Origin of the sequence: Blautia sp. HCP3S3_B11, from assembly GCF_052064435.1 — a bacterium.
Lineage (GTDB): Bacteria > Bacillota > Clostridia > Lachnospirales > Lachnospiraceae > Blautia_A.
Window position 1 is genome coordinate 123,103 of the sequence record NZ_JBQHVP010000011.1, and the last position, 24,932, is coordinate 148,034.

Sequence of the window (24,932 nt, forward strand, 5' to 3'; positions counted from 1 at the left end):
GACAGCAAATCCTGGCATGATTATTATTTTACCGAAATTCTACCTGATATTAATTCATTAAACAATGATAAATGGTAAACTGTAAGTGATAAAAACAGCGTTACATAAAATTACATACTCAGGTAGGTTGTAAATATTCTGTCCAGGTAATTTTATGATAGAGCAAATTAAGAAATAAACAGGAAGCATACTTTCGGAGGAAAGGGTATGAGAACAGAGAGAATCAAGACCGACGTACTGATCATCGGCGGCGGAACAGCAGGCTGTTTTGCAGCATACGTCATCGGTCAGAAAAGCGACAGAAAAGTTCTGATCGCGGAGAAAGCGAATATTAAACGAAGCGGATGTCTGGCAGCAGGTGTCAACGCATTAAACGCATATATAACAGAAGGCAGAGTTCCACAGGATTATGTGGATTATGCCAAAAAGGACGCTCACGGAATCGTCAGAGAAGATCTTCTTCTGAGCATGTCAGAGCGACTGAATCATGTGACAAAAGTGATGGAAGATCTGGGTCTGGTCATACTGAAAGATGAAAATGGCAAATACGTTGCCAGAGGAAATCGAAACATCAAGATCAACGGCGAGAACATGAAGCCAATCTTGGCAAAAGCGGCGGCTGAGCAGGAAAATGTCACAGTTTTAAACCACGTAAACATTACAGACTACAAAACAGAAAACGGAAAGATCACAGGTGCGGTGGGATTCAGCGTAAATGAAGATATTTTCTATGATATCGACGCAGAAGCAGTCCTTTGTGCGACAGGCGGTGCGGCAGGACTTTACAGACCGAATAATCCGGGATTTTCCAGACATAAGATGTGGTATCCGCCATTTAACACAGGTGCAGGATATGCAATGGGATTACTTTCCGGCGCAGAGATGACAACTTTCGAGATGCGTTTCATCGCATTGAGATGTAAAGATACGATCGCTCCGACAGGAACTATCGCGCAGGGCGTAGGAGCCAGACAAGTTAATGCACATGGCGATATTTACGAGACAAAATACGGCCTGACAACTTCTCAGCGTGTTTATGGTACGGTCATGGAGAACCGGGAAGGAAATGGCCCTTGCTATCTCAGAACAGAAGGAATTTCCAAAGAACAGGAACAGGATCTCTACAAAGCATACCTGAATATGGCACCATCTCAGACCTTGAAATGGATGGAAGACGGCAAGGGTCCTTCGGAAGAAAATGTAGAGATCGAAGGTACAGAGCCATATATCGTAGGCGGACATACAGCCAGCGGTTACTGGGTAGACAATAACAGAGCCACAACAATCGAGGGATTATATGCAGCCGGAGATGTTGCAGGTGGATGCCCGCAGAAATATGTAACCGGTGCACTGGCAGAGGGCGAGATTGCCGCGGAAGCAATTCTGAAATATCTGGGTAATAAAGATGCCGAAACCAGAGGCAAAGGGGCAACTGAAAAACAGCGAGATGCATTTGGACAGACAGAAGAGAAAACCGTAACAAAAATAGCCAAAGATACAGAAATAGTAGAAGATAAAAAGCTTTCTGAAATAGCAGAAGCAAAGAAAGCAGAGTATGAATCTCACTTAAATGCTCCCCGTTCCCTGATGAATGCAGAACAGCTTGAAGAAGCAATGCAGAAGATCATGGATCAGTATGCAGGCGGAATCGGAACCGATTACAGATACAGTGAGACAAGCCTTGCGAAAGCAGATGAAAAGATCGCAGCACTGCTTCCTGTTGTAGATACACTGGCAGCGACAGATGCTTATGAGCTGATGCAGATCTATGAACTTCGTGAGCGACTGATCATATGCCGCGCAGTTATCGCACATCTGGCAGCAAGAAAGGAAACCAGATGGCACAGCTTCGGAGAGAATACAGATTATCCGGATCAGAGTGAAGACTGGATGAAATATGTAAACTCCTGTATGGAAAATGGTGAGATCAAAATTTTATATAGAGATCTGGTAACAAAAGAGAACGCTGGTAAGCAGGAAACAGCAAATACAGCAGAGAAAGGAGCAGGTGAAAGATGAGCATTCGGATTCAGAAAAGCAAATGCGTAGGATGTGGCAAATGCATCGAAGCCTGTCCCGGAAATCTGATTAAAAAGGACAAAGAAGGAAAAGCCTTCATCCGTCAGGTAAGAGACTGCTGGGGATGTACTTCCTGTATCAAAGAATGCAGCCACGACGCCATCCGATTCTTCCTTGGAGCTGATGTGGGCGGCAGAGGCGCAAGCATGGTCGTATCAGAAAAGCCGGACATTTCCACATGGACAGTGGAGAAGCCGGACGGTACAAAGATTACGATTCAGGTTAATAAGAAGGATGCCAATAAATATTGACTGGTATTAACTTTGAAAGAAAATTTTCCAAGAATATGGCAGAAAAATATCCGCCAGATTTTTCAAAATATATTTAACAAACAGAGGAGGATAATGCAATGAGTAACTTATCTCATCTTGATGAGCTTGAGGCAGAAGCAATTTATATTATGCGAGAAGTAGCAGCCGAGTGTGAAAAGCCGGTTATGCTTTATTCTATAGGAAAGGACAGCTCCGTTATGCTCCATCTGGCGCTGAAAGCATTTTACCCGGAGAAACCACCTTTCCCGTTCCTGCACATTGATACAACATGGAAATTCCGCGAGATGATCGAATTTCGTGACAGAGTCGCAAAAGAAAACGGAATTGACATGCTGATATACACCAATGAAGAAGGTGTGAAAGCAGGAATCAATCCATTTGATCATGGTTCTGCATACACAGATATCATGAAAACACAGGCATTAAAACAGGCCCTGACAAAATATGGGTTTACAGCAGCATTTGGCGGCGGCCGTCGTGATGAAGAGAAATCCAGAGCGAAAGAAAGAATTTTCTCTTTCCGTAATTCTGCTCAGGCATGGGATCCGAAGAACCAGAGACCGGAAATGTGGAAACTCTACAACACCAAGATACAGAAAGGTGAAAGCATGCGAGTATTCCCGATTTCCAACTGGACAGAGAAGGATATCTGGCAGTATATTCAGCGTGAAAATATCGAAATCGTACCATTATATTTTGCAAAAGAAAGACCGGTCATCTACAGAGATGGAAACATTATCATGGTAGATGATGACAGATTAAAACTTCGCCCAGGTGAAAAGGTCGAACACAAAAAAGTCAGATTCCGTACTCTTGGATGTTATCCGCTGACAGGTGGTATCGAATCTGAGGCAGATACACTGGACGAGATTATTGATGAGACATTAAGTGCTGTTTCCTCTGAACGTACCAGCCGTGTGATCGACCACGAGGCAACAGGCAGCATGGAGAGAAGAAAGAGAGAGGGGTATTTCTAGGATGAAAGGATTATTGAAATTTATTACATGCGGAAGTGTGGATGATGGAAAATCCACTCTGATCGGACATATTCTTTATGATGCAAAGCTTCTCTATGCAGACCAGGAAAAAGCTCTGGAGCTGGATTCCAAGGTAGGAAGCAGAGGCGGCGCCATTGATTATTCACTTCTTCTGGATGGCCTGATGGCAGAACGTGAGCAGGGTATCACAATCGACGTTGCATACAGATATTTTACAACAGATAACAGAAGCTTCATCGTTGCGGACACACCGGGACATGAAGAATATACCAGAAACATGGCAGTTGGTGCTTCTTTTGCAGATCTGGCAGTTATCCTTGTGGATGCTTCCCAGGGCGTTCTGGTTCAGACAAGACGCCATGCAAGAATCTGCGCACTGATGGGAATCCGTTACTTTGTATTCGCAGTAAACAAAATGGATCTTATCGGTTATGATGAGAAGCGTTTTCGTGAGATCGAGAATCAGATCGCAGCACTGGTAGAGGAATTAAAACTTGCCAATGTAACCATTATTCCGGTATCTGCCACAGAGGGTGACAATGTCACAACAAAATCTGACAATATGCCATGGTATGAAGGCGAAGCACTCCTTACACATCTGGAAACCGTAGATATCAAGGAAGACACAGAAAAAGGTTTCTACATGCCGGTACAGAGAGTCTGCCGGCCCAACCATGAATTCCGCGGATTTCAGGGACAGATCGAGAATGGCTCTATTAAAGTCGGTGATCTTATAACTACACTTCCGAGCAAGGAAGAAGCTCATGTAAAGAGCATTCTGGTTGGAAACAAAGAAGCCGAAGAAGCAGTACAGGGACAGCCTGTCACCATCCAGCTTGACAGAGAAGTAGACGTTTCCCGAGGATGCGTGCTCACAATCGATTCCGGTGCAGTCCTGACAGACTCTGTGGAAGCAGATATCCTCTGGATGGACGACAATGCTCTGACAGACGGCAAGAATTTCTTTGTAAAGATTGGCACAAAGATGATCCCAGGTCTGGTTACAAAGATTAATTATTCCGTAGACGTAAACACAGGCGAAAAGAAAAACGCCTATACTTTAAATAAAAATGAGATTGCCTCCTGTACTCTGGAGTTCTCAGAGAAGATCGTGGTAGACGAATTTGACAAGCACAGAACACTTGGAGAACTAATTCTGATCGACCGTGTCACAAACATGACATCTGCCTGCGGCGTTGTGAGAAAAACTCTCGTTTCCCAGGATAAATCCCAGATTGGTAAAGTAGACGAGCAGGTTCGTGCCGGACTTAAGGGTCAGACCCCGGTTGTCGTAGAATTCCCAATCGGCAAAGAAGGAATCACACTTGAATTTGCAGAGCAGGTAGAAAAAGGGCTGACTGTACTTGGAAGACATACCTATCTGTATCATCCGGCAGCAAGTGAAAATTATGCAGAAACCGTCCGCCACCTCAAAGCAGCCGGGCTGATCGTACTCCTTGTCCTTGATGAAAATACAGCAAAAGACGAGACACTCAAAGGGATGGAAGGATTCTATGCAAACTGGCAGTTGGATGGACTTACTGTGAAAGACGCAGTAGACTTCGTGAAGAAGAAATCTGTATTTGCAGTACAGAATGCACAGGATGGAAACTATATCTGATCGGATCAGAAAAATGTAAAGACAGCATATGGAAAACGGTCTGTGTAAGTATGTGAGTAAACTATTGCAGAATAAATTCCGAAAAATAATATAAACCGTCACAGATAACGAACATTTCTGTGGCGGTTTTTTGCACTCAAATTGATTCCTTGACAAGTTTTGGCATTGCGGATTATACTCATTTCTGAATTATATTAATGCAGACAGGATATATACGTTATGAATGAGAAAACAAATTCAAACAACAAAAAACGAGAGGTGATTCTGGGAACATTTCTGACGATCATTGGCGGCATTCTGTGGGGAATCTCCGGTGTCTGTGGTCAGTTTCTATTTCAGAACAAAGAGGTAACGGCCTCCTGGCTGGTGCCGATACGTCTGGTAACAGCAGGAGTTCTGCTTCTGTGCTACTATTTCATCAGAATTAAGGGAAAAACCTTCGACATCTGGAGAAGTAAGAGAAACAGGGGGGATATTATCATTTACGGACTGGCGGGAATGATGTTGTGTCAGTACAGCTATTTTCAGACAATCGAGTGGTCCAATGCCGGAACTGCAACAGTCATTCAGTATCTCGGACCTGCGCTGATCGTTGTGTGGGTATGTCTGCGCACAAAACGTCTTCCTGAGAAAAAAGAAGTGCTGGGCGTAACCCTTGCGGTGACAGGAATTTTTCTGATCGCAACACATGGAAATCCTACCTCACTGGCGCTATCACAGAAAGCACTGATTATGGGACTGATTTCGGCAGTTTCAGTAGTCATATATACGGTAAAACCAGCCAGATTGCAGGCGCAGTTTGATACACCACTTGTACTGGCATGGGGGATGCTGATTGGCGGCGTGGTGCTTATGGCAGTATTTCGTCCGTGGAACTATCAGGTGATTTTTGACGGAGAAGCATTTGTGGCACTGGCTTTTATTATTATTTTTGGAACAATGGCCGGATTTTCCATGTACCTGACAGGTGTGAAGATGATAGGCTCCGTAAAAGCCAGTCTTTTCTCCTGTGTGGAACCGGTAGCTTCGATGGTGCTGACCGCGGTCTGGATGAAAGTAAGCTTTACGACACCAGATCTGATCGGAACTTTGCTTGTAATTGCGACGATCATTATTCTGGCGGTTCCGACAAAGAAGAATAAGAATTGAGTAGCTGCTGTTCATGCGTTATTATGCTGCTGAGAACGGAGTGAACCGTAATACAATATCTATTTTCGGAATGCCCCAAGTTGTATTCAGATTACATGGGATATTGCAGAGTATGGTATAATAATCTCTATGTAATGGGGTATACATGGGGATGCAAACTATAGCAATTTGCAGTTATTTGTATTTATCTTTCGTATCTTAGAGATATTAAGCAGATAATTGTGTATGTGTTTAATAGTTGTAGTGATTTTTACAGTAAAAATAATCAGTATGAAAATATTCTGATCATCCAAACGGGAGGTATTTCGATGCGATTAGAAAAAGTGCAGGAAGCATTAAAAACAAAAAATATTCATTATGAATACACAGAAGAAAATGGATGTGGAAGCCTTGACTTTATGTTCCGTGGTCTGAGATTCCATGTGTGGGAATACGAAGACCGTGTCTGGGGAGCAGAGACAAACGTATTCGAAGCAGGCAGAAGCCAGGATATTGAGGGTGATTATGAAGAAATTATCTCTAAAGAAATCCTCTCATGGCCGGATATGATGCCGGGGATGTAATTACGATATATAGATGTCAGATATATCCATTAGGTAACTATGTGAGAATTCATTCTGAGGGGAGTGAGTACGACGAAAAAACATCAAATCAAATCAATAATATTAGCAGCAGGCATTGCAACAATTTGTATATTCTCAAACGTTTATGCGTCAGAAGTTGCAGGCCCACCAAGACCAGCTGCGATGAAGCCAACATCAACACTTACACCAACGGCAACACCAAAACCGACAGCAATACCGAAGCCGACGTCAACACCAGTGCCGACAGCGACACCAGAAGCAGCTAAACAGAATCCGGCAGATCAGGGAACGCTGAGCAAACCAAATCATCCGGATACAGTCTCAGCAGACAAGCTTGTTTTCATCGGAGATTCCAGAACAGAAGGACTCAGAGATGCAGTGAACGATGACAGCGTCTGGTCCTGTCTTTCTTCCATGGGCTATGACTGGATGGTATCAACAGGCGTGCCGCAGGTAGAAGATCAGATAGAAGATAATACGGCGGTCATTATTCTGATGGGAGTCAACGACCTCTATCATGTCAATGATTATCTCAGCTATATCAATTCCAAAGCAGCTGAATGGGCTAGTCGTGGAGCACAGACGTATTTTGTCTCCGTAGGACCAGTGCAGAACGATCCATATTGCAGTAATGCGGAAATTGAGAGCTTCAATGCAGCAATGCAGGCCAACTTAAGCGGTGTTACTTATATAGATGTGTATTCTCATCTGGTATCAGAAGGATTTTCAACCGTAGATGGAACACACTATCCTGACAGCGTGTCCATAGACATTTATAACTTTATCCTCGATCATCTGGAAGAACAGAGAAGTGGAATTTGGGGATAAGCATAATTGCAGAAATAATAATTATACTTAATTTTAGAATATAGTGGAAATATGGGAGCTGTTGTACTAACTATTTAGCACAACAGCTCTTTTACTTTGATTATAGGGAAGTGTTAGTCAGTTTCTGTGACTGTAATTTCTTTCTGAAAGTCTTTTGTATAATGTATCTCATAATCTGATGTAACAAAAAATGCCTGCACATCATCCAGGGATTCTGCCAGTTTCAATCCATCTTCAAGTCCAAGCGCGAAGCAAGTCGTGCTTAGTGCATCTCCATCTACAGACTGATCAGAGATAATCGTAACTGCGATTAGTCCATTGTCATAAGGATATCCTGTCTTGGGATTCAGCAGATGATGGTATAAAGTTCCATCCTGTTCAAAACATCTCTCATAAACCCCAGAAGAAACAACAGATTTATCTTTAATATCCATAACAGCAATCGTTTCGCTTCGATCCGCAAATGGTTTCTGAATTCCAATCTTAAATGAAGAATCATCAGGCTTTCCACCGATACAGAGAACATTTCCGCCAAGATTAATAATCGCACTTTTCACATCCTGAGAGATTAGATATTCTTTCAATCGGTCTGCAATATATCCTTTGGCAATAGCACCTAACTCTATGGCAGTGTCGTCAGTTTTTAATGTAATCTCATTATTGTCTTTTCCGCCAATGGAGATGTTGCGATAATCACATTTCGACAGAGCAGTCTGAATCAGGCTGTCTTCCGGTACTTGCGGATCTTCAGCGGTAAAATCCCACAAAGAAGTTAATGGCTCAATCGCAATATCGAAAGCACCATACGACAGCTCAGAATAATAAAGTCCCTTCTGAATCAGCTCAGCCAGAGAATCTGATACCTGATAGGTATAATCTGTTCCATCTACAGGTGTGAGTTGTCTGTGATTTAGTTTATATAATTCGCTGTCACTTGCGGTGCGGCTGAATATTTTTTCATATTTATCGCATAAATTCATACATTCGGTAAGGAGATTTCTGTCCTGGGAATCATAAATAGTGACAGTAACTGCAGTATTCAGTTTAATTGCGGTAGTGGAAATTGGTTCCTGAGATTCTGACTCTGTGGTTTGAGTAGTGTCTGTTTCTGCAGAACATCCGGACGTAATCGCAGAAGACAGCACAAAAGTCCCTGCGAGTATTGAAAAAGTACAGTGTTTTATTATTTTTTTTATAGATCTATGATATAATAACATAAATGTAACCTCTTTAATAAACATATCTGGTAGGGGTGGAGAGATAGATGATACTGTTCAGGTGCTTCCTTACCAAAATGGAGTGGATAGTAACGTGGCTATAAAGAAACATTGTAATTAGTTGATAGCAATTTATCATTATAGAAACACGCTTTAGTATATCAGAAAAGACATACTCTGCACAGGCAGAAAACAATCTAAATGGGATAAAAGTGCAGAAGGAGCAATTACCCAGATAAAAGATAAACAGTATGTAGAGGCATTGAAAGACTATCAGGGAAATCTGATTCTTGCGGGAATAAACTATGATAAAAAGACTAAGAAGCATAGTTGCAAGATCGAGAAGCTGGAGATATGTAAAAGTTAAATATACATGAATTAAAAAATGTACCGTTTGCGAAGCTGGTTTGAGCCGGAATCGCAAACAGTATTTTTCTGACTATGCATTATTATATGGTTTTGTTCTGCTTGACTATTAGATTGGAATGTCCTATCTGAATGAGGAGAACATCGTATCAGATAGAAGTGGCGAATTCTGGTGCTTTGTAGACTGTGGCGAAGGTCTGAACACGCAGGCAGCCTCCCTGGCAATATTGATTTATTCCATGAGATACGGAATCCGTCTTGCCAATTATATAAATCAGGAGAAGCGCCTGATCGGATTATATGTTACACAGGAAAAACAATTCTTAAGAATCCGAACAGAGAATTATTGTGATGAGAAACTTGAATTCACAAACAGTCTGCCGGTGACAACGAAAGCAGATAAACACTTACATGGATATGGAATGAAGAGTATCCGTACCATTGTAGAGAAATATGGGGGATCAGCAGTGGCATCCCAGAAAAATAACTGGTTTGAACTGAAAATCCTGATTCCAGTCACAGAAAGGGGAGATTAACGATGTCCGATGCAGTAAACTGCGAATATTGTGTAAACTACAGTTATGACGACGATTACGAATGTTATACTTGCGAAGTAAATCTCGATGAAGACGAGATGGTGAAATTTATCACCGGAAGCTTCCATCAGTGTCCATATTTCAAGATGGGCGATGAATATCGTATTGTGCGCAAACAGATGTAAGTATTCCTTTTATAAAATGCCATCAGGCACTATAATAGGAAAAATAGTTACAATCTATAACTAAGAGAGGAAAAAGATAATGAAAAATGTTTATATCATGGATCACCCATTGATCCAGCATAAAATCTCCATGCTGAGAAACAAAAACACAGGAACAAATGAATTCCGTAAACTGGTAGAGGAAATCGGAATCCTCATGGGTTATGAAGCCCTGAGAGATCTTCCGGTAGAAGATGTGGAAGTGGAAACTCCGATCGAAACCTGTATGACACCAATGATCGCCGGAAAGAAACTGGCAATCGTACCGGTTCTGCGTGCAGGTCTTGGAATGGTCAACAGCATCCTGACTCTCGTTCCGTCTGCAAAAGTCGGTCATGTAGGACTTTATCGCGACCCTGTAACACACGAACCGCACGAATATTACTGTAAACTTCCGGAATCCATTGATGAAAGAATTGCAGTTATCGTAGACCCAATGCTCGCAACCGGCGGCTCCGCAGAAGCGGCTATCGATTTTGTCAAAAAACAGGGCGGCAAAAACATCAAATTCATGTGTATCATCGCAGCACCAGAAGGACTCAAACGTCTCCACGAAGCACATCCGGATGTGCAGATTTACTGCGGACATCTTGATCGTGAATTAAATGACCATGCTTATATTTGCCCGGGACTCGGCGATGCCGGAGACAGAATTTTCGGAACGAAATAAAAAATATTAAAAATCACTCTTGACAACATAAAGTCAATGTGCTATTCTATGCAAGAACGCTGCCGAAGACAGTAGGTGCCGTAAGGCATAAGTTGTAAACGCCTACCGAGGACTAAGTATTCTTTAATGTTTATGGAAGATTACGCAAGCCTTACTGTCATGCAGTAAGGCTTTTTCTTTACTCATTTGCAGCGGTATACAAAATCTATAAGGAGGTGTACCATTTCATGGCAAAAGTAGAACTTAAACAACCGATCGTAGAAGAAATCATCAACAACGTGAAAGAGGCAGAATCTGTAGTACTTGTTAACTACAGCGGTCTTACAGTTGAACAGGATACTGCTTTACGTAAGGAATTAAGAGAAGCTGGTGTTCAGTATAAAGTATACAAGAACACAATGATGCATCGTGCATTCGAGGGTACTCAGTGTGAAGAACTTATCCAGCACTTACATGGAACAAACGCTCTGGCAATCTCTGCTACAGACGCAACTGCTCCGGCAAGAATCCTTGATAAATTCGCAAAGAAGAACCCGGCTTTAGAGTTAATCGCAGGTGTCGTTGAAGGAAACTACAACGATCAGGCAGGTATTCAGGCACTGGCTGGAATCCCGTCCAGAGAAGAACTTCTTGGCAAACTGCTTGGAAGCATCCAGTCTCCGATTACAAACTTCGCTCGTGTGCTTAATCAGATCGCTGAGAAAAACGGCTCTGAAGCAGCAGCTGAATAATTTTCATTAATGCCCAAGGGCACAAAAAGAACGAATCTAAAATAATATTATATGGAGGGAATTTAAAATGGCAAAATTAACAACAGAAGAATTTATTGCAGCAATCAAAGAATTATCTGTATTAGAATTAAACGACTTAGTAAAAGCTTGTGAAGAAGAATTTGGTGTATCCGCAGCAGCAGGTGTTGTAGTAGCAGCAGCTGGAGCAGCTGGAGAAGCAGCTGAAGAAAAAGATGAGTTCGACGTAGAACTTGCAGAAGTTGGACCAAACAAAGTTAAAGTTATCAAAGTTGTTCGTGAAGTAACTGGCTTAGGTCTTAAAGAAGCTAAAGAAATGGTTGACGGTGCTCCGAAGGTTGTTAAAGAAGGCGCATCCAAAGCAGAAGCTGAAGACATCAAGACAAAACTTGAAGCTGAAGGTGCTAAGGTTAACCTTAAATAATTATCTTCCTATTATGTATAGAAGATTTACAAGCAGGAATGCCAGTGGTGTTCCTGCTTTTTTTACAGAGCTGGAGGATTACAGACTATGATGAACAGGACAGCAGCAGGGATATTTGGCATTATTATGGCGGCGCGGCTTTGCCTGACCACATACGTAGGTGTAAATGTACAGGCTGCCCAGCAAGAGGAAGAGCAGTTATTTGAAGACGCATCTGAAAGTGACGGATCTTTTGAAGATGTTTCCGATGCGGATGTGCAATCAGCAGAGAATCTTGCGAATGAATTTACAGAAAATGAATCTGAAGTGGATGGCTTTGATGACGGAAATACGGAGAGTTTTTCCGCGGGAGATGACGATCAGACTCAGAAAGAGATGCAGGAGCTTGTGCTGAATGTGCAGGATGGAGAAGACATCACTGTAAAATTAAATACATTGCTGGCTCAGGCAAGAGACCGTGCAACCGATGAAAAACCATGCAAAGTGATTATTCCGCCAGGGAACTACATACTTACAGGAACTCTTCATATGTACAGCAACATTTATCTGTACGCAGAAGGTGCCACGATAACGAAAACTTCACCGAGAAAAGAGATTTTACTTCGCCTGGGAGACAGTCAGACATCAGAAGGCGGATATGATGGATATCGCAATATAACAATCGATGGTGGTATCTGGGATGCAAACTATGAATCGGTGGAAAATAAAGAAGAATCTGGTGGTTTTGTAGGTTTCAGAATAGGACATGCTACAAATGTCACAATAAAAAATGCCATATTTCTTAACAATCTCAAATCCCATTTTCTGGAGTTTGCGGGCGTAAAGGATGCAGAAATCACAGGGTGTGCATTCAGAGGCTACTGGAAAGATTATGAAGGCGGCGGTCAGGAATGTATTCAGCTGGATGCCTGTATGCCGAAGATTTTCCCAGGATATCTTCCATATGATGGAAGTGTCTGTGAGAATATCGTGATAAAGGATAACACTTTTGAGGATGTATTTGCAGGAATCGGCAGTCACAGTATGGTGTTTGACAGACCATATAAGAACATTACGATCTGCGACAATCAGTTTGCCAATCTGAGAAAGAGAGCAATCTGGTGCCTGAACTATCAGGATACGGTGATAACCGGAAACGTCATGAGTAATGTTGGTGGCGGAATCTATGTGCGTTCCGTTTATACCAGAAATGCGCACACTCTGGATGGTCAGGAACTTTCAGCGGCCGGAAACCAGTATGCGGAGAATATTCGGATCGAGAATAACCAGATCGCAATTGCGGATCCGGCACTGATAGATAATAAGCAGTGGGATGGATATGGTATCTGGATCAGCGGGGAAATATCTCAGGGGTCAGCCGGAGAGAATAAACCGTCTGAAGATGATGATCTGGAAAATACTGCAAGCCCGGCGGCAAACGGTGTTCCGGCAGGGCGATATATTGTCCGGGGCGTTACTGCCAAAAACAATTTGATCAGTGGATATGGGGACGGAATTAAGCTTACCTGGGCTGAGGATTGTATATGCCGGGGAAACACAATAAGGCTTTCACAAAACCAGGTGTACAGTAATACGGGAATCAGCGTTGCGAAAGGCAGCAATATCCGGATTTTATATAATGATATGTCTGGTGGAAACGATTATGGAATCTATATAAATGGAACAGAGGCAGCAAAGAAAATCTGCCTGGTTTATAGAAATACCATATCCGGATTTTCGAAAGATGGAATCTGTGCGTTGCGATTTGCAGCAGGAGGCCGGATTGAGAGAAATAGGGTAAGTTCAAATCTTAGAAACGGTATTCTTGTTAAATATACAGAAAATAGTATTGTTAATGGAAACTATACTTATAAAAATGAAGGAAAAGGAATACTTTTACAGAGATGTCCGTCAGCGGATATAACGGATAATTTTTCTTCCGGAAATGGCAGCAATGGGATCGAAATCAATGCAGAAAGCGATAATTCCAGAATTCAGGGGAATATATGTGGATCAAATAGCAAATCAGGTTTGTGCATTACAGATTCAAAAGGGATTTCTGTGGATGGAAACACATTTGACAGCAATAAGGACTATGCGGCCGAATTCAGCAACTCCCGCATTAACAGCAGTAAGGATAATGAATTCAATGAAAATGGTCATTCCGACAGTATCCGCGCAAAGAACAGCAAAATTTCTGAGGAATAGTTAATATGTACACTGTGAACAATTAACAAAGACGTTATTGATAAAGAATCGCAGATTTTTATATAGAGAAAAAACAGTAACCCAATTTTTAAAAAAGTATAAAAAAATCAAAAAAAAGTGATTGACAGGCACAACTTGCTGTGCTATAGTGAAGAATGCTATATTATGGCAAGATGTGCCTTTATGTCTTTTGGCAAAAAGGGTCAAGTTATAATAAATTTAAAGAAAAAACAGGGGTGAAACGTCAATGGAAAAAAACAGAATTCGTTCTGTAAAAACTGGAAAAAGCATGCGTATGAGCTACCAGAGACAAGAAGAAGTCCTGGAAATGCCAAACCTGATCGAAGTCCAGAGAGATTCTTATAAATGGTTTCTTGATGAAGGACTGAAGGAAGTCTTTGATGATATTTCTCCGATCGCGGATTACGCCGGAAAGCTCAGCCTGGAATTCATCGACTTTACATTTGACGAGAAAGATGCAAAATATAATATCGAACAGTGTAAAGAACGTGACGCAACTTACGCCGCACCTTTGAAGGTTCGAGTGAGACTGATTAACAAAGAAACAGAGGAAATCAACGAACACGAGATTTTCATGGGAGATTTACCTATCATGACAGTTACAGGTACCTTTGTCATCAATGGTGCAGAGCGAGTAATTGTCAGCCAGTTAGTACGTTCCCCTGGAATCTATTACGCAATCGCGCATGATAAACTTGGTAAGAGACTGTTCTCCAGTACCGTAATCCCGAACAGAGGTGCATGGCTGGAATACGAGACAGACTCTAATGATGTTTTCTACGTACGTGTTGACAGAACAAGAAAGGTTCCAATCACTGTTCTGATCCGTGCACTTGGCGTAGGAAGCAATGCAGAGATTATTGACCTCTTCGGTGAAGAGCCAAAGATTCTTGCAAGTTTTACAAAGGATACATCCACAAACTATCAGGAAGGTCTTCTTGAATTATACAAGAAAATCCGCCCGGGTGAGCCGCTTGCTGTTGACAGCGCAGAGAGCCTTATCAACGCAATGTTCTTTGACCCGAGAAGATATGACCTTGCGAAGGTTGGACGTTATAAATTCAACAAGAAACTCCACTTCAACAAGAGAATCGTTGGCCATAAGCTGGCTGAGGATGTTGTTGATGCTTCTACAGGCGAGATCCTGGCAGAAGAGGGAACTGTTGTAACAAAAGAAATGGCAAATACCATCCAGAACAGCGCCGTTCCATATGTATGGATCCTTGGCGAGGAAGACCGCAGAATCAAGGTCCTTTCCAACTTAATGGTGGATATCCGCCACTACCTTCCGGAGATCGAAGATCCGAAGAGCATCGGTGTTACAGAATCAGTATACTACCCTGTTCTCGAGAATATTCTGGAAGAAAATGACACATTAGAAGACAGAATCGCAGCGATCCACAGAGATATCCACGATCTGATTCCGAAGCATATCACAAAAGAAGACATCTTTGCTTCTATCAACTACAATATGCATCTGGAATATGGCCTTGGCAATGCCGATGATATCGACCACCTTGGAAACCGTCGTATCCGTGCGGTAGGTGAGCTGCTTCAGAACCAGTACAGAATCGGTCTTTCCAGACTGGAACGTGTGGTTCGTGAGAGAATGACAACACAGGATACGGACAATATTTCTCCGCAGTCCTTAATCAATATCAAACCTGTAACTGCAGCAGTGAAAGAGTTCTTCGGTTCTTCCCAGCTGTCACAGTTCATGGATCAGAACAATCCTCTTGGTGAGCTGACCCATAAGAGACGTCTTTCCGCCCTGGGACCTGGCGGTCTGTCACGAGACAGAGCCGGATTCGAGGTTCGAGATGTCCATTACTCCCATTACGGTAGAATGTGCCCTGTTGAGACACCTGAAGGTCCTAACATCGGTCTGATCAACTCCCTTGCATCTTATGCAAGAATCAATCAGTACGGATTTATTGAGGCACCTTACCGTAAGATCGACAAAACAGATCCTAAGAATCCTCGTGTAACAGATGAGGTTGTATATATGACCGCTGATGAAGAGGATAACTACCATGTAGCACAGGCCAATGAGCCTCTGGACGAAGAAGGACATTTCGTTCATAAGAATGTATCCGGTCGTTTCCGCGAAGAGACTCAGGAGTATGAGCGTCATATGTTCGATTACATGGACGTATCTCCACGTATGGTATTCTCTGTCGCTACAGCTCTGATTCCGTTCCTGCAGAACGACGATGCTAACCGTGCGCTGATGGGATCCAACATGCAGCGTCAGGCCGTACCGCTTCTGACAACGGAAGCTCCTGCAGTTGGTACAGGTATGGAAGTGAAGACAGCAGTTGACTCCGGTGTCTGCGTAGTTGCAAAGAAATCCGGTACTGTACTTCGTTCCACATCTACAGATATCAGCATCAAGAACGATGATGGTACAAAAGATGATTATCATCTGACTAAATACTTAAGAAGTAACCAGAGTAACTGCTACAACCAGAAGCCAATCGTATTCCAGGGTGAACACGTAGAGGCCGGACAGGTTATCGCAGATGGTCCTTCCACAGCAAACGGAGAGCTTGCTCTTGGTAAGAACCCGCTGATCGGATTTATGACATGGGAAGGCTACAACTACGAGGATGCTGTACTTCTTAGCGAAAGACTTGTTATGGACGATGTTTACACATCTGTTCATATTGAAGAATATGAGGCAGAAGCCCGTGATACCAAACTCGGACCGGAAGAGATCACACGTGATGTTCCTGGTGTCGGCGATGACGCACTGAAGGATCTTGATGAACGTGGTATCATCCGTATCGGTGCAGAAGTTCGTGCCGGTGATATCCTTGTTGGTAAGGTCACTCCTAAGGGAGAGACAGAGCTTACTGCAGAAGAGAGACTTCTCCGTGCGATCTTCGGTGAGAAAGCACGTGAAGTACGTGATACTTCTCTGAAAGTACCTCATGGTGAATACGGTATTGTCGTAGATGCCAAGGTATTTACAAGAGAGAATGGCGATGAGATGTCCCCTGGTGTAAACCAGTCCGTACGTATCTATATCGCACAGAAGAGAAAGATTTCTGTTGGTGATAAGATGGCCGGACGTCACGGTAACAAGGGTGTTGTTTCCCGTGTACTTCCTGTAGAAGATATGCCATTCCTTCCGAACGGACGTCCTCTTGATATCGTGCTGAACCCTCTGGGTGTGCCTTCCCGAATGAATATCGGACAGGTCCTGGAGATTCACTTAAGTCTTGCTGCGAAAGCACTTGGATTTAATGTTGCCACACCTATTTTCCAGGGTGCCAATGAGCATGATATCCAGGATACACTGGAACTTGCAAATGACTATGTAAACACAGAAGATTTCGAAGAGTTCCGTGAGAAATATAAAGATATTTTAGCACCGGATGTAATGCAGTATCTGGATGAGAATAAAGCCCACAGAGCACTGTGGAAAGGCGTTCCGATCTCCAGAGATGGTAAAGTGCGTCTTCGTGACGGACGTACAGGCGAATATTTCGACAGCCCTGTAACAATCGGTCACATGCACTATCTGAAACTGCACCACCTGGTAGACGATAAGATTCATGCACGTTCTACAGGTCCTTACTCTCTGGTAACACAGCAGCCTCTGGGTGGTAAAGCTCAGTTCGGTGGACAGCGTTTCGGTGAGATGGAGGTTTGGGCACTGGAAGCTTACGGTGCATCTTACACACTGCAGGAGATCCTGACAGTTAAGTCCGATGATGTTGTTGGTCGTGTTAAGACATACGAAGCAATCATCAAAGGTGACAATATTCCTGAGCCGGGTATTCCGGAATCCTTCAAGGTTCTCTTAAAAGAGCTTCAGTCTCTTGGTTTGGACGTGAAGGTACTCAAGGATGACAATACAGAAGTACATCTTCTCGAATCTGTAGACTACGGTGACACAGACCTTCGTTCTGTCATCGAGGGAGATTCAAGAAGACATCACGACAGAGAAGAAGACTACGGCAAACACGGCTATACAAAGCAGGAGTTTGACGGAGAAGAACTCGTTGACGTTGAAGAGGACGAAGATGAGGAAGACGACTTCAATGAACTGGATGAGGTTCTTGAAGACAATGACGAAGAGTAAGAAAGGGGAAAGAATACATGGCAGAAACAACTAACGCCAATGAAACATATCAGCCAATGACTTTCGATGCCATCAAAATCGGACTGGCGTCCCCTGAGAAAATCAGAGAGTGGTCAAGAGGCGAGGTTTTAAAACCTGAGACCATCAACTACCGTACCTTGAAACCGGAGAAAGACGGACTTTTCTGTGAAAGAATCTTTGGACCGAGCAAGGACTGGGAGTGCCACTGTGGAAAGTACAAAAAGATTCGCTATAAAGGCGTTGTCTGCGACAGATGTGGTGTAGAAGTTACCAAATCTTCTGTACGTAGAGAGCGTATGGGACATATCGAGCTGGCTGCTCCGGTATCCCACATCTGGTATTTCAAAGGAATTCCGTCCCGTATGGGTCTGATCCTTGACATTTCTCCGAGAACTCTGGAGAAAGTTCTTTACTTTGCAAACTATATCGTACTGGATCCGGCAGATTCCGGACTCCAGTACAAACAGGTACTTACAGAGAGAGAATATCAGGATGCCCGCGAGGCTTATGGATATAATTTCCGCGTAGGTATGGGTGCAGAATCTATCAAAGAGCTTCTCGAAGCAATCGATCTTGAGAAAGATTCCGCAGAACTTAAGAAAGAATTAAAAGATGCTACCGGACAGAAACGTGCGAGAATCATCAAACGTCTCGAAGTTGTAGAATCTTTCCGTGAGTCAGGAAACCGTCCTGAGTGGATGATCATGACTGTTATCCCTGTAATCCCGCCAGACCTTCGTCCGATGGTTCAGCTGGATGGCGGACGTTTCGCAACATCTGACTTAAATGACCTTTACAGAAGAATCATCAATCGTAATAACCGTCTGAAGAGACTTCTGGAGTTAGGTGCACCGGATATCATCGTTCGTAACGAGAAACGTATGCTTCAGGAAGCAGTTGATGCCCTGATCGACAATGGTCGTCGTGGACGTCCCGTAACAGGTCCTGGAAACAGAGCCCTGAAATCCCTTTCTGATATGCTGAAGGGTAAATCCGGACGTTTCCGTCAGAACCTTCTTGGTAAACGAGTTGACTATTCCGGACGTTCCGTTATCGTCGTAGGACCGGAACTTAAGATTTACCAGTGTGGTCTTCCGAAAGAAATGGCAATCGAGCTGTTCAAACCATTCGTTATGAAAGAGCTTGTTGCAAACGGAACTGCACACAATATTAAGAACGCTAAGAAAATGGTTGAGAAGCTGGAGCCGGCTGTATGGGATGTTCTGGAAGATGTAATCAAAGAACACCCGGTTATGCTGAACCGTGCACCTACACTGCACCGTCTTGGTATCCAGGCATTCGAACCGATCCTTGTAGAAGGTAAAGCAATCAAACTGCATCCGCTAGTTTGTACTGCGTTCAACGCCGACTTCGATGGTGACCAGATGGCCGTACATCTTCCGCTTTCACAGGAAGCACAGGCAGAGTGCCGTTTCCTTCTGTTATCACCGAACAACCTGCTGAAACCTTCTGATGGTGGTCCTGTAGCCGTTCCTTCACAGGATATGGTACTTGGTATCTACTATCTGACACAGGAAAGACCTGGAAATAAGGGTGAAGGCAAATACTTCAAGAGTGTAAACGAAGCAATCCTTGCTTATGAAAATAAAGTAATCACACTGCAGTCCAGAATTCATGTTCGCTGCAGCAAGACAATGCCGGACGGAACTGTTCTGACCGGTACAGTAGAATCTACACTTGGACGTTTCCTGTTCAACGAAATCCTTCCTCAGGATCTTGGTTTCGTAGACAGAAGTATTCCGGGAAATGAACTTCTTCTTGAGGTTGACTTCCTGGTAGCTAAGAAACAGCTGAAACAGATTCTTGAAAAAGTTATCAATACACACGGTGCTACAAAGACTGCTGAGGTTCTTGATGCAATCAAAGCTACAGGTTATAAATATTCCACACGTGCAGCCATGACTGTTGCCATCTCCGATATGACCGTTCCGCCTCAGAAACCGGAAATGATCAAACAGGCCCAGGATACTGTAGACCTTATCACAAAGAACTACAAACGTGGTCTTATCACTGAAGAAGAGCGTTACAAAGAAGTTGTTGATACATGGAAGAAGACTGACGATGAGCTGACACATGCTCTGTTGTCCGGACTTGATAAATACAACAACATCTTCATGATGGCTGACTCCGGTGCCCGTGGTTCCGATAAACAGATCAAACAGCTTGCTGGTATGCGAGGACTGATGGCCGATACAACCGGTCACACAATCGAGTTACCTATCAAGTCAAACTTCCGTGAAGGTCTTGACGTACTGGAATACTTCATGTCTGCGCATGGAGCTCGAAAAGGTATGTCCGATACCGCTCTTCGTACAGCCGATTCAGGTTACCTGACAAGACGTATGGTTGACGTTTCTCAGGATCTGATCGTACGTGAGACAGACTGCTGTGAGAACAGAGATGAGATCTCAGGTATGTATGTAGAATCCTTTACAGACGGTAAAGAAGAGATCGAAGGACTTCAGGAACGTATCACAGGTCGTTTCTCCTGTGAGACAATTAAGAATAAAGATGGCGAAGTTATCGTTAAAGCTAACCATATGATTACACCAAAACGTGCAGCCCGTATCATGAAAGAAGGCGTGGACAACCAGACTGGCGGATCTATCGAGAGAGTTAAGATCCGTACAATTCTTACATGTAAATGTAAAGTTGGTATCTGTGCGAAATGTTACGGTGCGAACCTTGCAACAGGTGAAGCTGTTCAGGTTGGTGAATCTGTTGGTATCATCGCTGCTCAGTCTATCGGTGAGCCAGGTACACAGCTTACCATGCGTACCTTCCATAGTGGTGGTGTTGCCGGTGGAGATATCACACAGGGTCTTCCTCGTGTCGAGGAGCTTTTCGAGGCAAGAAAGCCGAAAGGTCTTGCCATCATCACAGAGATTCCTGGTGTTGCTGTTATTAATGACACTAAGAAGAAACGTGAAGTTATCGTTACAGATCAGGAGACAGGTGAATCTAAGACTTACCTTATTCCTTATGGATCCCGTATTAAGATCACAGACGGACAGATTCTTGAAGCCGGTGATGAACTTACAGAAGGTAGCGTAAATCCGCATGATATCCTGAGAATTAAAGGTGTTCGTGCAGTTCAGGATTATATGATCCGTGAAGTACAGCGTGTATATCGTCTCCAGGGTGTTGAGATCAGTGATAAGCATATCGAAGTTATTGTTCGTCAGATGCTGAAAAAGATCCGTATCGAAGATAACGGAGATACAGAATTCCTTCCGGGAACACTGGTTGACTTCCTTGAATATGAGGACGTTAACGAGCAGATGGAAAAAGAAGGCAAACAGCCTGCAGAAGGAAAACAGGTTATGCTTGGTATCACCAAGGCATCTCTTGCTACAAACTCCTTCCTGTCAGCCGCTTCCTTCCAGGAAACAACTAAAGTTCTGACTGAAGCCGCTATCAAGGGTAAAGTTGACCCGTTGATCGGTTTGAAAGAGAACGTAATCATCGGTAAACTGATTCCGGCTGGTACTGGTATGAAGCGTTACAGAGATGTAAGACTGAACAGTACAATGCCTGAGACAGAAGCTCCTGTTGAAGAAACAGCAGAGGAACTTCAGGATGAAGAGATCAAAGACGATGAGATGATCACAATGGATGAAGAACTTCCGGAAGAGGAAGAATTCGATATTGAAGAATTTGATGCAGATGAAGCTGATGATGTGGAAGATGCTGATGATACAGAAGATAATGAATAATTCCTGATTTCGGCACAGGATTTTTATCCGGATTGATTGAATTGCGAATATTCGCTTTAATATGAATGATAAGAGGACTACTATACTGGCAGAATTGCTGGTATGGTAGTTCTCTTTTTTGATATTATAAAAAGATTTAACCAAAAGATTGACCCAAAAGATTCCAGTGGAGATAAAAAGAGAAAAATACAAAGAAGTCGGGTTTTGTGTTATAATTTGCAGATAAGACGAAGATTTGTTTTATGATTTTGATATTATAATGAAAGTATTATAGATATAAGACAAAGAAGGAGGTGCAGCATGGATAAAGAATTGCCGGTTTCGGCATGGCCGGAATGGAAGATTATAGAGAAGATCGGCGAAGGTTCTTTTGGAAAAGTTTACAAAGCGCAGAGAACAGAACGTGGAAAATCTTTTTATTCAGCCATTAAGATCATCAACATACCCGGAAGCCAGAGCGAGCTAAACAGTGTACGTTCCGAAACGGGAGATGACCAGTCCACCAGACAGTATTTTCAGAATCTGGTAGAGGAGTGTATCCAGGAAATCAGCACCATGGAGTATTTCCGGGGAAATTCTTATATTGTTTCTGTAGAAGACTTCAAGGTTATGGAATATCTGGATGCCATAGGCTGGGAAATCTCCATACGAATGGAATATCTTACCAGTTTTATTGATTATTGTGCAGAGAAACAGCTGACTGAAAATGAAGTGATACAGCTTGGAATGGATCTGAGTAAAGCACTGGAGTATTGCCGGAAACTTAAGATTATTCACAGAGACATCAAGCCGGAGAATATTTTTGTATCCAGATTTGGCGATTTTAAGCTTGGAGATTTCGGAATTGCCCGTGAACTTGAGCGGACAATGAGCGGATTTTCCAAGAAGGGAACTTACTCCTATATGGCTCCGGAGATGTATAAGGGCGAGAAATATGACAGCAGAGTAGATATTTACTCCCTTGGAATTGTACTATACAAATTGATGAACCACAACAGACTGCCATTTATGAGTTTGGAAAAGCAGTTTATTACATACAGAGATAAAGAGAATGCATTAAATAAGCGTGTCGCAGGTGAGAAGATGAGCGTTCCGGCGGATGCAGGAGAGTTGTTCGCACAGATTATTCTGAAAGCCTGTGCCTGTGATCCTGCGGAGAGGTACCAGACTCCGGAGGAGTTTTATCGTGCGCTGGATGATCTGAAGAATGGAAGAATTGTAAAGAATCGGCAGATATCGCAAAGCGAGATGCCTTCATCTAAGATTGCATCAACTGTTGGAAACCAGTATAGGACACCACAAATTACATTCGAACAGAGCTCAAAGAGCCAAAATGAAAAGAAAACGGGATCAGATATACGGGATGTACAAGAGCAGAATGTGTCTAAAAAGAAAAGCCAGTCAAGTGGACAAAATATTTCAGACAGAAAGAGATTGTCAGATGCTCCATTACACAGTTCCGTAAATAGAAAGACAGCAGCTGTTACATCAGGGCAAAATCCGAATAGGACGAGAACAGCAGATGCATCAGTACAGACTGCTGTATCAGCAGATAAAACGCAGCAGCAAAATGCAGGCGCAGCAACAAGTGCTACATTTTCAACGGTCAGAAATATGAGTGCTACAGCCTCAGCGGTTAGAAGTACAATTACTCAGGAAACACCATCAGAGACAGTTGCGATGAGATCTGCCAGAGCGGTAGAAGCCAGAAAACGCAGACGCAGAAAGAAGCAGCTATTGCGAAGGGCGCTGGTTGCAATCGCAGCAGGAGCAGCAATACTGGGTATGGCAGGCATTTACTATAAAGTAAGTCTGCGTAATCAGCAGGCAAATCAGGAAGATAACCCGATTGCAATTCTGGAGGATAAGAAATACAGCTCCTCGAAATCTGATTCCAAAGATTTCTCAAAGACATTGGATACGATCAAGGAGCGGGCAACAACGATTACTGACAATCTGGACAGCTATGACTGGGTTGGTACAGAGGGAACTGTTTTACGATATCTGCGCAGAGTTAAGACTACTCAGCAGTCAGACGGAAATATGGACATTGAAAGCGAATGCATGAAAGCTCTGGTTTACCCGGCAGAGTCAGAAGACGGTGTTTATGAGGAATATTTCTATTGGGGTGAGAAGCTTTTCTTTGCATATATCTGGTATGATGAAACTTCAGAATACTATTATTATGATGACGGTGAGCTGATCCGCTGGATCGATTCCAATGGCAAATGCCATGACAATGAAACAGATAATGATGAGTTTGTAAAACGTGGCGAGAAATACTGGAATAATTCACTGAAAGCATTGAAGGGAGAAGGTACAAAGACAGACGATGGCGTATCAGATTGAGTGTGCATATACCTGCCATATGGGAAATGTCAGGGCAAATAATGAGGATAATTTCTGGTGCTTTGGAGAATCCCTTCCAATGAACAATGAGGGGACAAAAGGCATCTGTTCGAAGATTATTTCCGGAAGCAGAGTACCGGCAATGGCAGTATTTGACGGCATGGGAGGAGAAAGCTGTGGAGAAGTAGCAGCTTTTCTCGCTTCCGAAGAATTTGGAAAATTTTACAATACAAATAAAAGAATGCTGAGAGATATCCCGGAAGAGTTCATAGATGGCATATGTAAGAAGATGAATCAGGCAGTATGCAGTTATGGGACGGACAACCATATTCAGAGTATGGGCAGTACCATGGCGATGGTTCTATTTACGCCGGAGTCTATGTTTGCCTGCAATCTCGGTGACAGCAGAATCTATCTCTGGGGTGAAAATAAACTGCGCCAGATTTCTACCGATCATGTTCTGGGAAGGCCGATGGTGGGAAAAGCTCCATTAACACAGTATCTGGGACTTCCAGAGGATCTGCAGATGCTGGAACCATCTGTGGCAGAAATCGAGCATAAAGAAGGTTATAAATATCTGCTGTGCTCGGATGGGGTGACGGATATGCTTTCGGACAGAGAAATCGAAGTAATTCTGTCGGGAGATCTGGGGCTTTCAGAAATGGTAGATACTCTTTTACAGACTGCACTGGATAAAGGCGGAAGAGACAATGTGACGATCGTGCTTTGCGAAGTGCAGAAGTTAGATACGGTCCGAATGGTAAAAACATGGATGAAAAATCTGAAAGATAAAAAATGAGAGGTGAAGGC

General features: G+C 43.1%; 18 protein-coding genes and 1 other annotated feature. Of the genes, 17 read left to right on the top strand and 1 reads right to left on the bottom strand.

Features of this window, described 5'->3' with window-relative positions; genetic code table 11:
- Window positions 1-207 precede the first annotated feature (207 nt).
- The 7 genes from ACTNC0_RS10480 to ACTNC0_RS10510 all read left to right on the top strand — a co-directional run bounded on the left by ACTNC0_RS10480 (window position 208) and on the right by ACTNC0_RS10510 (window position 7,531).
- Window positions 208-2,019 (top strand): adenylyl-sulfate reductase subunit alpha, encoded by a 1,812-nt coding sequence (locus tag ACTNC0_RS10480; RefSeq protein ID WP_441087310.1) that lies wholly within the window; start codon window positions 208-210, stop codon window positions 2,017-2,019.
- Window positions 2,016-2,330 (top strand): 4Fe-4S dicluster domain-containing protein, encoded by a 315-nt coding sequence (locus ACTNC0_RS10485; protein WP_118247510.1) that lies wholly within the window; start codon window positions 2,016-2,018, stop codon window positions 2,328-2,330. The genes ACTNC0_RS10480 and ACTNC0_RS10485 overlap by 4 nt, the downstream gene beginning before the upstream one ends.
- Window positions 2,331-2,428: 98 nt before the next feature.
- A complete protein-coding gene (cysD, locus tag ACTNC0_RS10490) occupies window positions 2,429-3,328 on the top strand; it encodes a sulfate adenylyltransferase subunit CysD (RefSeq protein ID WP_441087311.1) in 900 nt (299 codons plus the stop codon).
- A 1-nt stretch (window position 3,329) separates the two neighbouring features.
- Window positions 3,330-4,970, top strand: coding sequence for a sulfate adenylyltransferase subunit 1 (locus ACTNC0_RS10495; protein ID WP_441087312.1), 1,641 nt, complete (start codon window positions 3,330-3,332; stop codon window positions 4,968-4,970).
- 219 nt (window positions 4,971-5,189) lie between these two features.
- Window positions 5,190-6,119 carry a DMT family transporter gene (locus ACTNC0_RS10500; RefSeq protein ID WP_441087313.1) on the top strand — a complete coding sequence of 310 codons (930 nt, stop codon included), beginning with the start codon at window positions 5,190-5,192 and terminating at the stop codon, window positions 6,117-6,119.
- Window positions 6,120-6,427: 308 nt separating this feature from the next.
- Window positions 6,428-6,682, top strand: coding sequence for a kinase (locus tag ACTNC0_RS10505; protein WP_117674972.1), 255 nt, complete (start codon window positions 6,428-6,430; stop codon window positions 6,680-6,682).
- Window positions 6,683-6,865: 183 nt separating this feature from the next.
- A complete protein-coding gene (locus tag ACTNC0_RS10510; protein ID WP_441087314.1) occupies window positions 6,866-7,531 on the top strand; it encodes a hypothetical protein in 666 nt (221 codons plus the stop codon).
- Between the two features lie 113 nt (window positions 7,532-7,644).
- Here ACTNC0_RS10510 and ACTNC0_RS10515 read toward each other — a convergent pair whose 3' ends face one another.
- Window positions 7,645-8,748 (bottom strand): FAD:protein FMN transferase, encoded by a 1,104-nt coding sequence (locus ACTNC0_RS10515; RefSeq protein ID WP_441087315.1) that lies wholly within the window; start codon window positions 8,746-8,748, stop codon window positions 7,645-7,647.
- A 485-nt stretch (window positions 8,749-9,233) separates the two neighbouring features.
- Here ACTNC0_RS10515 and ACTNC0_RS10520 point away from each other — a divergent pair, with 485 nt between their 5' ends.
- From ACTNC0_RS10520 to ACTNC0_RS10565, 10 genes are all read left to right on the top strand, one after another.
- The gene (locus ACTNC0_RS10520) at window positions 9,234-9,650 is read left to right on the top strand and encodes a GHKL domain-containing protein (RefSeq protein ID WP_441087316.1); all 417 of its coding nucleotides are present in this window, start codon (window positions 9,234-9,236) and stop codon (window positions 9,648-9,650) included.
- 2 nt (window positions 9,651-9,652) lie between these two features.
- Window positions 9,653-9,835, top strand: coding sequence for a DUF6472 family protein (locus ACTNC0_RS10525; RefSeq protein WP_118136154.1), 183 nt, complete (start codon window positions 9,653-9,655; stop codon window positions 9,833-9,835).
- Window positions 9,836-9,914: 79 nt separating this feature from the next.
- The gene (gene upp / locus ACTNC0_RS10530; protein ID WP_441087317.1) at window positions 9,915-10,544 is read left to right on the top strand and encodes a uracil phosphoribosyltransferase; all 630 of its coding nucleotides are present in this window, start codon (window positions 9,915-9,917) and stop codon (window positions 10,542-10,544) included.
- 44 nt (window positions 10,545-10,588) lie between these two features.
- Window positions 10,589-10,730 (top strand) — a sequence feature (ribosomal protein L10 leader region).
- 41 nt (window positions 10,731-10,771) lie between these two features.
- Window positions 10,772-11,275, top strand: a complete 504-nt coding sequence (gene rplJ, locus ACTNC0_RS10535; RefSeq protein ID WP_441087319.1) for a 50S ribosomal protein L10 — start codon at window positions 10,772-10,774, stop codon at window positions 11,273-11,275.
- 67 nt (window positions 11,276-11,342) lie between these two features.
- Entirely contained in the window at window positions 11,343-11,717 is a 375-nt protein-coding gene (gene rplL, locus ACTNC0_RS10540) for a 50S ribosomal protein L7/L12 (protein ID WP_019163102.1), read from the top strand.
- A gap of 87 nt (window positions 11,718-11,804) precedes the next feature.
- A complete protein-coding gene (locus ACTNC0_RS10545; protein ID WP_441087320.1) occupies window positions 11,805-13,904 on the top strand; it encodes a right-handed parallel beta-helix repeat-containing protein in 2,100 nt (699 codons plus the stop codon).
- A 247-nt stretch (window positions 13,905-14,151) separates the two neighbouring features.
- Window positions 14,152-18,015, top strand: a complete 3,864-nt coding sequence (gene rpoB, locus ACTNC0_RS10550; protein WP_441087321.1) for a DNA-directed RNA polymerase subunit beta — start codon at window positions 14,152-14,154, stop codon at window positions 18,013-18,015.
- Window positions 18,016-18,032: 17 nt separating this feature from the next.
- The gene (rpoC, locus tag ACTNC0_RS10555; RefSeq protein ID WP_441087322.1) at window positions 18,033-21,773 is read left to right on the top strand and encodes a DNA-directed RNA polymerase subunit beta'; all 3,741 of its coding nucleotides are present in this window, start codon (window positions 18,033-18,035) and stop codon (window positions 21,771-21,773) included.
- Between the two features lie 300 nt (window positions 21,774-22,073).
- Window positions 22,074-24,122, top strand: a complete 2,049-nt coding sequence (locus ACTNC0_RS10560; RefSeq protein WP_441087323.1) for a protein kinase domain-containing protein — start codon at window positions 22,074-22,076, stop codon at window positions 24,120-24,122.
- Window positions 24,106-24,921 carry a PP2C family protein-serine/threonine phosphatase gene (locus ACTNC0_RS10565; RefSeq protein ID WP_441087324.1) on the top strand — a complete coding sequence of 272 codons (816 nt, stop codon included), beginning with the start codon at window positions 24,106-24,108 and terminating at the stop codon, window positions 24,919-24,921. The genes ACTNC0_RS10560 and ACTNC0_RS10565 overlap by 17 nt, the downstream gene beginning before the upstream one ends.
- The last annotated feature ends 11 nt before the right edge of the window (window positions 24,922-24,932 follow it).

Bases quoted from the DNA above. Each gene is read 5' to 3' on its own strand.
- ACTNC0_RS10480 (WP_441087310.1), top strand. From the start codon at position 208: ATGAGAACAGAGAGAATCAAGACCGACGTACTGATCATCGGCGGCGGA.
- ACTNC0_RS10485 (WP_118247510.1), top strand. From the start codon at position 2,016: ATGAGCATTCGGATTCAGAAAAGCAAATGCGTAGGATGTGGCAAATGC.
- cysD (WP_441087311.1), top strand. From the start codon at position 2,429: ATGAGTAACTTATCTCATCTTGATGAGCTTGAGGCAGAAGCAATTTAT.
- ACTNC0_RS10495 (WP_441087312.1), top strand. From the start codon at position 3,330: ATGAAAGGATTATTGAAATTTATTACATGCGGAAGTGTGGATGATGGA.
- ACTNC0_RS10500 (WP_441087313.1), top strand. From the start codon at position 5,190: ATGAATGAGAAAACAAATTCAAACAACAAAAAACGAGAGGTGATTCTG.
- ACTNC0_RS10505 (WP_117674972.1), top strand. From the start codon at position 6,428: ATGCGATTAGAAAAAGTGCAGGAAGCATTAAAAACAAAAAATATTCAT.
- ACTNC0_RS10510 (WP_441087314.1), top strand. From the start codon at position 6,866: ATGAAGCCAACATCAACACTTACACCAACGGCAACACCAAAACCGACA.
- ACTNC0_RS10515 (WP_441087315.1), bottom strand. From the start codon at position 8,748: ATGTTATTATATCATAGATCTATAAAAAAAATAATAAAACACTGTACT.
- ACTNC0_RS10520 (WP_441087316.1), top strand. From the start codon at position 9,234: ATGTCCTATCTGAATGAGGAGAACATCGTATCAGATAGAAGTGGCGAA.
- ACTNC0_RS10525 (WP_118136154.1), top strand. From the start codon at position 9,653: ATGTCCGATGCAGTAAACTGCGAATATTGTGTAAACTACAGTTATGAC.
- upp (WP_441087317.1), top strand. From the start codon at position 9,915: ATGAAAAATGTTTATATCATGGATCACCCATTGATCCAGCATAAAATC.
- rplJ (WP_441087319.1), top strand. From the start codon at position 10,772: ATGGCAAAAGTAGAACTTAAACAACCGATCGTAGAAGAAATCATCAAC.
- rplL (WP_019163102.1), top strand. From the start codon at position 11,343: ATGGCAAAATTAACAACAGAAGAATTTATTGCAGCAATCAAAGAATTA.
- ACTNC0_RS10545 (WP_441087320.1), top strand. From the start codon at position 11,805: ATGATGAACAGGACAGCAGCAGGGATATTTGGCATTATTATGGCGGCG.
- rpoB (WP_441087321.1), top strand. From the start codon at position 14,152: ATGGAAAAAAACAGAATTCGTTCTGTAAAAACTGGAAAAAGCATGCGT.
- rpoC (WP_441087322.1), top strand. From the start codon at position 18,033: ATGGCAGAAACAACTAACGCCAATGAAACATATCAGCCAATGACTTTC.
- ACTNC0_RS10560 (WP_441087323.1), top strand. From the start codon at position 22,074: ATGGATAAAGAATTGCCGGTTTCGGCATGGCCGGAATGGAAGATTATA.
- ACTNC0_RS10565 (WP_441087324.1), top strand. From the start codon at position 24,106: ATGGCGTATCAGATTGAGTGTGCATATACCTGCCATATGGGAAATGTC.